The sequence below is a fragment of the Paenibacillus whitsoniae genome, assembly GCF_003955665.1.
Taxonomy (GTDB): Bacteria; Bacillota; Bacilli; order Paenibacillales; family NBRC-103111; genus Paenibacillus_E; species Paenibacillus_E whitsoniae.
The window spans coordinates 15,585-26,586 of the sequence record NZ_RXHU01000012.1; the positions used below are offsets into that span (position 1 = coordinate 15,585).

Here is an 11,002-nt window from a genome sequence, read left to right on the forward strand (position 1 = left end):
CTCCCCCATTTCGATAACCGTGACGTGGTTAATGTAATCGCTTACTGTCTTTAGGATACAAAAGAGGGGAGGTTCCGGCATTGTGCTGTTTTATAGCGGTATGACTTTTTTTGTGGGCGAAGCCGGCATGCGGATTGTTACTTTCGTGCCCGCCCCCCACTCGCTTTGAACGGAAAGCCCGTACTGCTGTCCGAACACCATCTGAATTCGGTTGTGCACATTGAGCAGCCCGATGCTGCCTTCGTACATGGCTTGTGCATCCTCCAGCCGCTCCTCCTGACTGGTCCTAAGCCGTTCGTTTAATTGCAGAAGAGCTTCCTGTTCAATGCCGCAGCCATTATCTTCGACCGTGACATAGAAATCCGTCTCATCCCTCCAGGCGTCAATCCTGATCGTGTGCGAATCTTCAATGCCGTCAGGAAACGCATGTTTGAACACATTTTCGACCAGGGGCTGCAGCGTCAACCGAACCATGCTGTCCAGCAAATAATCCGTGTTGATGCGAACATCGATTTCAAATTCGCGCTGGTTGCGGTATTTCATAATCGACATAAAATAGAGCACATGTTTCAGCTCGTTGGCGACTGTAATTTCCTCCAAATCGGTGCGGACGGAGTAGCGCAGCATATAGGACAGCGAACGAACGATATCTTTGATTTCGCTTGATTTCTGGATCACGGCATAGCAAATAATAATCTCCAGTGTGTTGTACAAAAAGTGCGGATTAATCTGCAGCTGCAGCGCTTGGAACTCGGCCAGCTGCCGTTTCATAAGATTGTCCTGATTGCGGAGTTCGGTCTCATAGACCCGTTCGACAAGCTCCTCCAGCCGCGTAACCATCGTATTGTAGCTGATAATCAGCTGATCCATCTCATCGCGGCTTCCGGAAACCGGCACACGCGTCCACTGCCCTTTGGCCGTCTTGCGCATCCCGCTTTCCAACAGTCGAACAGGCCGGACGATCGATTGGCCGAACCGATACGCCAGATACAAAGCGGCAATCAACGTGAGGAGGCCGACGATGAGCGTTGTTTGCCGCAAGTCTGAAATCGGTTTGCTCTGTTCCGCGACCGACATGCTGGCGACGAGCGTCCAGCCGGAATAGTCGGACTTGCGGCTGAAGAACACCCGCCCCGGCTCGCCTGGCAGCTCAAAAACCTGGTCGGTCTTGGCTTCAACGGTGTCAAAATGCATGCCGTCCAGCTGTTTGCCGATACGGCTCGAGTCGGGATGGTATAAGATTTTCCCGCGATCGTTGACGATGAAAAAATAACCGGATTCCCCGAGCTTGATGCCCTTCCAGAGCGTCGTCAGCTCCCCGATTTTCAGCTCGAAGCCCATAATGCCTTTAAAGGATTTGGATGAAGCGCGATCCGCCAATTTGCGTATCAGGGTGAGGTGACCGTCCAGAAAGCCCGAATCCTGAATTTTCAGCTTTCCGCTGATATCCTCGTCTTCTTTCAACTGCTCGACATATTCCTGGAACCCTTGGTAATTGAACGGAACGACGTGGACATTGAAATCCGTGGCCTGAAACCCGTTGTATCCGACGATGTACGTCATAGAGATTTCAGGATTGTTGATGAGAACGGGCTGAAATACGCCCTTCATCGCCATTTCAGACGTATAAAAGTCAGACGTCGAATTGGGAGGCAGGTCCAAGGCCTCTTTGACGACCGGCGAGATCATAATCGAAAGCGTCGCCCGCTCGTAGCTTTTCAAAAATAAATCCGTTTCATGCAGGACATTATCTACGATTTGCGTCAAGAGTCCTTCATACTGGTCCTCCAATGCGTTGGACGACCGCCAGTAGCCGGTGACCCCCACCGTCACCAGAGCCAGCGTGATCAGGATGACAAAGTAAATGTAAACTTTACGAATCAGACTGTGATTCATTACTTGATCCCCAGCAGCCCGCGATATTCGGTGGGGGAATGGCCCGTTGCTTTTTTGAACACCCGGGAGAAGTGGGGATAGCTTTCGTAACCGACCTCGGCCACAATGTCGATGACTTTGTAGTGCGGTACGGCAAGCAGCTGCTTCGCTTTATCGATTCGTTTGCGCATGCGATACTGCACAAAGGTCTCGTTCGTATTTTTCTTAAAATAATGGCTGAAGTACGTCGGCGTTACCCCCAGCTTCTCCGCCACTCTGTCCAGGGAAAGCTCTTCCTCAAACAGATGCTCGTCGATGTATTGGAGCGCCGCCCCCAGCACGTTGATTCTCTCGTGATTTCTGTACTCGCTCAGCCGCTGTATCCACGTACCGATTTCGGTCTGGAACCATTCGTAGGTCATCGCGTGAAGCGTATTCTCCTCGTCGAGCAGGTTCGTTTCAAACCTGTATGCGCCCCTGGCGTTCAGCTTCTTGAGCAGCAGCCGGACGGCGTCATGAATGCGCTGGTACTGCTGGATGTCCGTTTCAACCAGGCACAATTGCCGCTTTTCCGCTTCAATCAGTTCATCGGCCCGCGCCTTATCCATCATCCAGACCGCTTCCTCCAGACGATCCACCCATTGTTCAAAATGGGAAAACGATACCAGCACCGCTTCCTGCACGGCGAGCAATTTATCCAGCACCGGAAAGAGCTCGATCTCGGTAACGGGCTTCAACAAATAACATACATTTTTGCGCATAGGTAAAATCCCCGTAGCCCGAAAGCACAGCGACTTTGGTAAAAAGCTTCAGCTGCTGTATGTTGCGGCATAGCTCCAGACCGTCCATGCGGGGCATCCGGATATCCGTCAACACCACATCAGGAGGGTGTGCCATCATGTTGGCGAGCGCTGACATGCCGTCTGAAAACGTCTGAATCTCGCTGAACCGTCCATATTCGCCAATTAACGTTTTGAGCCCGATCCCGATGATCGGTTCATCGTCAACAATCACTATTCTGGCCATGTGCCTGCCCCCTCTCCTCCTCTTTATTATGTGCCGCCCCTCTAAGGCTGCCTACCCATCAAAACCGGAACCGCATCCTCAAAATCGAAAATGCCCGGCCATCAATAATTCAACTTGGCCTGCAAAATGAAGACAGACCGCTCAGCAATCTGCCGATCGGTCTGTCCAGGTGTCTATTGGAAAATTATTGAATCGGTAGTCCATACAAGCGCCAAGGCTTGCGTCCGCCAAAATATCCGCACAAATGGCTCTGTGCCGGCACCGGCTCGATCGCCCATGCGCGCCCGGCGGCAGCAGGATGGTCCGCGCTGTACAGCACCGCTTCTTCGCCTTGCGGCAGCTCAAGCTCGTATACCCCGCCGCCCAGAGCACGGAGCTGCACCGCCGCACTTGCAGACATCCGAATAACTCCCCGCATGTCTGTTTTTATGCGGCATGGCTGTCCGGCCAAGCTTTTGACCCTGATCCATGCCGTAGTTCCTTCGGAACGCACCGCACTGACCTCGAATGCCCCCTCGGCCCGCAAATGATGAAACACTGCTTCCTTCCATTCGGAAGGAACAGCCGGGAAGACCCGGATCTCTTCTCCCCAGCTTTGGAGCAGCATATCGTGGATCGCTTCCGCCCCGGCGAGCGGAGACTCGATGACCGGTCCCGCCTCTTTGTACATCGTGTTCGGTTTGATCAGATGCATCAGCGCTCTCAGGTACTTCAGCGCTTCGTCGCCTTCGCCCACCGCTGCGGCGATGGATGCGGCGCCGGTAAACGTGAACCCGCGCAAGTCTCCCTCGCGTAAAAACCAGTGGCGCAGCGAACGCAGGATGAGCTCCCGTTCTTCCGGCGAATCCCCGCTGAGCAAGTGCAGCGGGAAGACCGCCATCAAATGGCTGAAATGGCGATGGCCGAATTCCAGCGGCTGGCCTGCGCCGATCATAAAGCCGGTCTCATCGACAGGCAGCGGCGTTAATTGCTCCAGAGTCTCTTCCCAGCGGGATTGCGAAGCATCCTGAATGCCCAGGATGTCGCACATCCGCAGCAGCGTTTGGCAGCCCCAGCGCAGCAGGGCCAAGTCATAATGCGTATCCGGCACGGTTAGCTGCAGAAATGACCCGTACTCGGGCGAGATCATCGGCGGCAAATGTAATCTGCCGTCATCGCCTCGCTCCAGCAGGTGCAAGTAATACTGCACGCTTCGCTTCAGCAGCGGGAACAGCAGCTTCTCCAGCAGGGCATTTTCCATCGTGTGGCGGTACTGCCGCCATAAGTTATGACACACCCACGTCAGGTTGCCGACTTCGGTCCCGACCTCACCGGCCAAGTCGTAGCTCATGCTGCGCCCCAGCCCAGCCGAATCTTCACGGTACTTCTCCGGCACATTGCGGATTAATTGTTCCATATTGTCGCGAAAGGCACGAACAAGCGATTCGCCGATCTCCAGACGGCCTGAGGTATAGACGGGCGAATAGCTCATTTGCACGTTCATGTTGAACCAGACGCCTGCCCATGGCGTCGTTGTGAGCCACGGCCCTTGATTGTCCATGATCATCCCGTCGCTGCGGGTTGCGGAAGCCAGTTTGTACATCTGGATCCAATAGAAGCCTTCCAGCATCGTGTCCGGGATGGACACAAAGCTTTGACGGTAGTACTGGTGCCACCAACTCCTGTGCGCTTCCACCCAGGTCTCCCATGGCTGTTTGGCAGCTTCGCGAACATTCGCTTCCACTTTGCGCTGGACCTGCTCATCGAAGCCGTTCTCGATCGAGAGCCACAGCCGGCGCAGATAAGGGGAGCTCGGAGCTTGTGATTCCGTCCATGCCGTCGTACAACCTCCCTCGTAGTCGAACTTTTGCACGCCAACTGTTAATTCATCCGCCGCCGTCTGCCGGACAACTTCCGCCTTCGGAATATATTGGTTCAGGTTGATGCCATCAGCGTTCTTGAGCACCGGGTCCACTTCGCTGAACGCGTACCAGGTCATGCGTGCGTCCTTCTCGCTCTCGCTGGTTTCCAGCTCCACGGCCAGCACCGCTTCCTCGCTGTGAACGAAAGCGCGGACGTTCACCGTGCCGACCGTTGTCGTAATCTCCGCTCGCATCTCTGCGTTCCACAAATCAATTCGAATGGAAGACGGTTGATAATACCACCCCGTCAACTCCAGATGCAGCTCCCCCACCGGCACGCGAGGCGGAAATCCGCCGCCGGGTTTCTGCGCCGTGACATCCGTGCGTCCGAGCACAAATCGCAGCACGTGCCGTTTATCGCGATGCTCCTCGCTATATATCATGGCCCCGATCACGCCGTTGCCGATAAATGCCCCTTCGTCCCATGAAATCGGCTTAACTGACCACGTCAGATCATGTCTCGCCATAAAGGAAGGCCAATCCACGGTTGTCTTCACCAACATAATTACACCTCGTTCCTAATTTCCTGCCCAGAGACGGAGGCTCCTAGCCTAATCCCCGTCTGTGCAAAGCGAGCTAAGCCGCTTGGCCTAGCCGCACCGCGCCCAATCTAAATATACAAGCGTGCAGGCGGCTTATCATTGTGTTTATTTGTGGTGATATGATTTTTTTTGTGCAGCGATTACAAAAAAAAGAACGCCACCCCGGCGTTCCCCCTTCATTCTGCTGCTATAGCGTCTCCACTTCCGCAATTTCAATATAAGTCATCGCTTTCAGCTCGTCATACACCTCGGAGGCGTACTTCCGATCCACATAGATGATGAAGTTGAGCTCCTGGTGCTGCTGATTCAGCTCCTTGATGTGAACGCTCTGCATCCGGTAGCCCCGCGCGATGATCGCCTTGATCACCTCGGTCATGTTCGCATCATGCGACACAATGAGCCTTACACGCAAATCCTTCATCAGCAGCGGACGCGGTCCCATTTTCTTGATAAAAAACGGCAAAACCACGACGCTCACCAGAATGAGCACCAGCCCGAAAAAAGCTTCCACGATAAAGCCTGCACCCACGGCGATCCCGAGTCCGGCAGCGCCCCAAATCATTGCGGCGGTCGTCAGCCCGACGATGACATCGTTATGCTTGCGGATGATCGCCCCGGCGCCGAGAAAGCCGATGCCGCTGACCACTTGGGCGGCAAGCCGCATCGGGTCCATCACATGCAGCCCTGCGACGGCAAATTTATTCGCCGACTCGATCGAAACGATTGTGAGCAGGCAAGCGCTCAAGCAGATCACCAGCGATGTCTTTAGCCCGAGCGGCTTGTTCCGAACTTCCCGTTCAAGCCCGATGATGAGTCCGAAAACCGCCGATATGCCGAGTTTCAACAATATTTCTGTATCTACAATAAGTTCCATTGCTGCTGTCTCTCCTAGATAGTCGCGTTTACAATATCTTAACATTCGGAGAGAAAAAAGAAAGCGTTAAATTATGAAAAGCAATAATCAAATTTTGAACCGGTATCCTGCGCCCCAGACGGTCTCAATATATTGCGGATTCGACGGATCCTGCTCGATCTTCTCGCGCAGCTTGCGAATATGTACCGTCACGGTTGCGATTTCGCCAAGCGCATCCATCCCCCACAGCAGGTCGAACAGCTGCTCCTTGCTGTACACCCGATTCGGATTCATCGCCAAATGCGTCAGCAGATCGAATTCTTTGGTCGTAAAAATAGCCTCCCGCTCGTTCACGAATACGCGCCGAGCCGTTTTGTCGATCAGCAGGCCGCGAATGCGCACCTCATCGTTTTGGGCCTCGCGCCGCCCCATCAGCCGCTCATAGCGCGCCAGATGCGCTTTGACCCGCGCCACCAGCTCGCTGGGGCTGAACGGCTTGATCATATAGTCGTCGGCACCGAGGCCGAGGCCGCGGATTTTGTCGATGTCTTCCTTTTTCGCCGACACCATAATAATCGGAATATCCTTCTCGCTGCGGAGGCGGCGGCATATTTCAAAGCCGTCCACCTTCGGCAGCATCAGGTCCAGAATCACGAGATCCACCGAGGTTGTGAGCGCCCGCTCCAGCCCCTCGTCGCCGCTGCCGGCAATCTCCACACTGTAGCCGCTCAGCTCCAGGTAGTCCCGCTCCAGCTCGGCAATGCTCAGTTCATCCTCAATGATTAAAATATGACTCATACGCCACTCCCTTCCTGCGTCTGCGCGCTCTGCTTCAGCATGATCGTAATCGTCGTGCCCTGCCCGATCTCGCTGCTCGCGCTAATGGAGCCGCCGTGCTCCTCGACGATCTGCTTTGCGATGGCGAGCCCTAATCCGCTGCCGCCAGTCGCGGTATTGCGGGAAGGGTCCGCTCGGTAGAAGCGGTTGAAAATATGCGGCAGCGCCTCCGCCGAAATGCCTTGCCCCCGGTCCGCGATCTGGAGGACGGCGTGCCCCTCATGCGCGAATAGGCGCATGGTGACGTCGCAGCGATCCGGATCGCTGTATTTAACCGCGTTCTCGATGATGTTCAGCAGCACGCGCCGAAATTTATCCCGATCCAGCGTGACGGGGAGCGGTGGATCAGGCAGTTCCGCGATGCGGAACACGGCCCCTTTTTTCTCCATATCCGTCTGAACGTCCTCCGCGCAATCCCGCACATAGCTGACAAGATCGACCGTCTCGAATTGAAACGGCACTTTGCCGAGATCGAGCTTGGAGAAGAGGAACAGCTCATCGATCATCCGATCCATATCGACTGCTTTGTTGTAGATGGTCCGGATGTATTTATCCAGTTTGTCGGGGGAATTCGTCACGCCGTCCATGATGCCGTGCGCATAGCCTTTGATCGCAGTCACCGGCGTTTTCAGGTCATGTGAAATGTTGGACAGGAGCTCCTTGCGGTTCTCCTCATATTGCAGCTGCAGCTCCACGGATTCCTTCAGCTTGCGACGCATCGCTTCAAACGCTTTGCTCAGATCGCCAAGCTCATCGTGGGCGTGCGGCACGATTTCGAAATTGAGATTGCCTTCCTTGATCTCCTCCGCAGCGCGCCTTAATGCCCGCAATGGCCGGATGATACTCCTGGAGACGAAGTACGTGAGCACCCCGTTCGTCCCCACGAGTATAATCAGGAACGTCCAAACAACGGATCGGGAGAACGCGTGCAAATACTTTTGAAAAGAGCTGCCGTTCAAGTAAATGAAAACAGACCCTTGACTCTGATCGGAAAATAAAAAGTCCTGCTGGCGGGTAATCCAGAGGGAACCTTCCCCCCAGCCCAAATGTCCGGGTTTCGAGCTGACCTCGGTCGTTCCGTAGCGGGGCAGTCGCAGCCCTTGGCCGGAATCGCTCGTCTTCAAGTACGGAGAAACATACGTAACGGTTTGATCCTTTCGGACGATCAGTCCCATGTTGATTTTGTGAAAACGATCTTCCAGTTCTTTCAGCAAATCCGGCTGCAGCAGCGCATCGGGATTGCCGTCGATCTTCGTTTTCAGATAAGCGACATCTTCCGCTTCCTGCTCGATGACGCGCTTGACCGGGTTCCCATGGGAGAAATCGACGTCAAACGCAGACTTCAAACTGCCGAACGCCGCAATGCCGAACAAAATCAAGGCTAGCCCGAACAGCACAAGCGGCACGAGCAGCATGGCGATATAAGACAGGACTAGCCGTAATCGAATCGACATGACGCATTAAAGCTCCTTTCGGTCAAACACATAAAAACCGGCTGTAAACAACAATATACTACACGCCAGAAGAAACATAAAGATCGCGCCGATTCGGCCAAGGTCAAGCCCGCTGCCTACCCACAGCATATGCCAATCCAGATAAGACACCGGGGAAAAGCGGTTGAGCTGCGGCAGGAAGAAGCTTCCGGCCTTGGCCCCCAGGTAGATCAGAATGCTGACGGTCAACGCCGTGCCCGAGCTGCGGAAAAACTGCGCAAACAGCACGCCGAGCATGGAGATCACGAGCAGCGGCACGAAAGCGGCGCCGTAAGCCAGCAGCCATTTCAGTACGGTGCCGAAGCCGCCGCTGTGTTGAAGCAGCAATGAGCTGAGCGTCGAAGAGAGAAACCCGGCGGCCAAGTAGACGATCGCCGCCAACGCGAGCGCGGCCTGCTTGGAGGTGAACACGCCGAAGCGCGTGATCGGGCGGGTCAGCACGTTCTTCATCGTTCGGTCGCCGATTTCGCCGGCGAAGCTGTCCGCGGCGTTCATGAACAGGAACAACGGCAGCAAGACGCTCGTCAAGATCCCCAGCATCATAATCGGAAAATCCTGCGAAGTGAAAGCCCCGATGCCGATGCCTTGCTGGAACCGGGAGAGCAGGATGCCGGCTGCAACCGGCAGAAGCAGCGTCAGCGCGAGGAAGGCAATGGTGCGCTTTTTCAATGCCATTTTAATCATTTCGTTGCGAATGTTCGCGGTTAAGCTAAGCATGGGCTGCCTGCCCCCTTACTTGGTTTAATTCGTGCAGGTACGCCGCTTCCAGCGTCCCTCTCTCCTGCAGGAGCGTAGAGATCGCCGCTTCCCGGATCAGCCGCCCTTCATGCAGGATGCCGATGCGGCTGCAAAGCTGCTCCATTTCCCCGATGAAATGCGAGGAAAGGAAAATCGTGATCCCCTGCTCGCGCGCCAGCCCAGCGATCAATTCTCGAATCTGGACCATCCCTTCGATATCCAGCCCGTTCGTCGGCTCATCCAGGATGAGCAATTCCGGCTCGCCGAGCAGCGCCGCGGCGAGACCAAGCCGCTGCTTCATGCCGAGGGAGTAGCCGGCGACTTTCTCGTGCGCGTAAGGGCTGAGCCCCGTCAGCGCTAACACGTCATCGATGCGCCCTTTCGGGAGTCGCGGATAGAAGCGAGCCGCCTGCTCCAGATTCCGCCTGGCGCTCATGTACGTGAAGGCTTCGGCTGTTTCGATCAGGACGCCGACCTTCGCCATCGCCTGCTCGAATCCCGTGCCGACGTCATGGCCGAACAACCGGAGCTGCCCCTGCTGGGGGCGGGCAAGCCCCGTCAGCATTTTCATGACCGTCGTTTTGCCCGCACCGTTCGGCCCGAAGAAACCGTAGATATCGCCTCGGTTAACCGTCAGGGAAATATCGCGGATGCCCCGCCGATTGGGGAAAATTTTCGTAACGCCGCGAAGTTCCAGCACCGGACTCATGATGCGTGGTTCCCTTCATGACCACGACCGAACCGGCCTTCCGGCTTCTCGAACTGGATATGCTCCACCGTTTTACCCGTCAGATCCACGGTATCCGGCACCGTTGAATTCATGCTGGAGAGCGCCATATCGATGTGGAGCACGAGCTGATGGGCTGTACCTTGGGCATCCTTACCGGATACATACAGACTGCCCGATTGATGCGTGATGTGCAGATCGCTGTCTACGCTCGAATTCATTTCGATTTCATCCAGCTTAACGTCCGAAGTCAGTTTCGGCAGCGCGTCGCGAAGCGCAGCCACATCAAACCCAAGTGATTGCACTTCGGCAGGAACGGCCTTCTCCGTGCTGGCCATCGCGCCATGCTTGATCAGCAGCGAGCCAACCGTATTCACCACGGCAGGAATCTGGCTGCCTGTCAATTGAAAATGCAGCTCTTTGCCGCCGCCCGTTCCCGCGTTCGTTTCCGTCACGTAGTTTTTCAGGTTGCCGACCAGCGCATCCAGTACATGTTCTCCGTCGCTCAGTGCCTCCGGCGATGGCTCGTGCTTGTTCATGCCGCGTCCTTCCAGCTTCCCATGAGCGTCGTCAACGTCGATCACTTTATACACATCGGAGCCGCCCGTCTGCATAATACGCTGGCCGTCCTGGCTGTAGAAACGGATCGTCTGCACCTCGCCGCCGCTCGTTACTTTAACATCGGCGCTGCCAGCGCCGTCTTTGCCGCTGCTTTTAATCACTGAGCTCACTTGAACGACTTGCGTCCCATTATCTTCCAGTGTCACGTTCACATTCCGTGTCACATTGCTGACTGCCGCTGTTTGCTTTACCGCGGCCTTGAACGTTTCATATCCCGGCGCATCGCCGACACCCGCATAAACCGAAGTCACCAGCATCATACTGCCGACCGCCACGCCTACACCTAACAAAGCAAGCTTCTTATTCATTCGCATTCCTCCGCGCCTTCAGGCGCTCCATCGAATTTGCAAGCGCGTAATCCCGCGCCTCCATGTTCTTCATGATAGCCC

Annotated in this window: 10 protein-coding genes; all 10 read right to left on the bottom strand. The window is 55.3% G+C overall.

All coding sequences use genetic code 11. From position 1 onward, the window contains the following. Positions 1-90: 90 nt before the first annotated feature. Positions 91-1,896: a sensor histidine kinase gene (locus EJQ19_RS03510; RefSeq protein WP_126139811.1), complete on the bottom strand. Its 1,806-nt coding sequence runs from the start codon at positions 1,894-1,896 to the stop codon at positions 91-93. After that, entirely contained in the window at positions 1,896-2,636 is a 741-nt protein-coding gene (locus EJQ19_RS03515; RefSeq protein WP_164716292.1) for an AraC family transcriptional regulator, read from the bottom strand. Before EJQ19_RS03515 ends, EJQ19_RS03510 begins: the two co-directional genes overlap by 1 nt. After that, positions 2,569-2,901, bottom strand: coding sequence for a response regulator (locus EJQ19_RS03520; protein ID WP_126139813.1), 333 nt, complete (start codon positions 2,899-2,901; stop codon positions 2,569-2,571). Before EJQ19_RS03520 ends, EJQ19_RS03515 begins: the two co-directional genes overlap by 68 nt. Before the next feature lie 184 nt (positions 2,902-3,085). Further along, positions 3,086-5,305 carry a glycosyl hydrolase family 95 catalytic domain-containing protein gene (locus EJQ19_RS03525; protein ID WP_126139814.1) on the bottom strand — a complete coding sequence of 740 codons (2,220 nt, stop codon included), beginning with the start codon at positions 5,303-5,305 and terminating at the stop codon, positions 3,086-3,088. Between the two features lie 226 nt (positions 5,306-5,531). After that, on the bottom strand, positions 5,532-6,218 hold the full coding sequence (locus EJQ19_RS03530; RefSeq protein WP_126139815.1) for an MgtC/SapB family protein: 687 nt from the start codon (positions 6,216-6,218) through the stop codon (positions 5,532-5,534). An 87-nt stretch (positions 6,219-6,305) separates the two neighbouring features. Next, positions 6,306-6,995 (bottom strand): response regulator transcription factor, encoded by a 690-nt coding sequence (locus EJQ19_RS03535; protein ID WP_126139816.1) that lies wholly within the window; start codon positions 6,993-6,995, stop codon positions 6,306-6,308. Next, complete coding sequence (locus tag EJQ19_RS03540) at positions 6,992-8,488, bottom strand: sensor histidine kinase (RefSeq protein WP_126139817.1); 1,497 nt, start codon at positions 8,486-8,488, stop codon at positions 6,992-6,994. Before EJQ19_RS03540 ends, EJQ19_RS03535 begins: the two co-directional genes overlap by 4 nt. 6 nt (positions 8,489-8,494) lie before the next feature. Then, complete coding sequence (locus EJQ19_RS03545) at positions 8,495-9,244, bottom strand: ABC transporter permease (RefSeq protein ID WP_126139818.1); 750 nt, start codon at positions 9,242-9,244, stop codon at positions 8,495-8,497. Further along, positions 9,237-9,974, bottom strand: coding sequence for an ABC transporter ATP-binding protein (locus EJQ19_RS03550; protein ID WP_126139819.1), 738 nt, complete (start codon positions 9,972-9,974; stop codon positions 9,237-9,239). The genes EJQ19_RS03545 and EJQ19_RS03550 overlap by 8 nt, the downstream gene beginning before the upstream one ends. Next, on the bottom strand, positions 9,971-10,921 hold the full coding sequence (locus tag EJQ19_RS03555) for a hypothetical protein (RefSeq protein WP_126139820.1): 951 nt from the start codon (positions 10,919-10,921) through the stop codon (positions 9,971-9,973). The genes EJQ19_RS03550 and EJQ19_RS03555 overlap by 4 nt, the downstream gene beginning before the upstream one ends. Between the last annotated feature and the right edge of the window lie 81 nt (positions 10,922-11,002).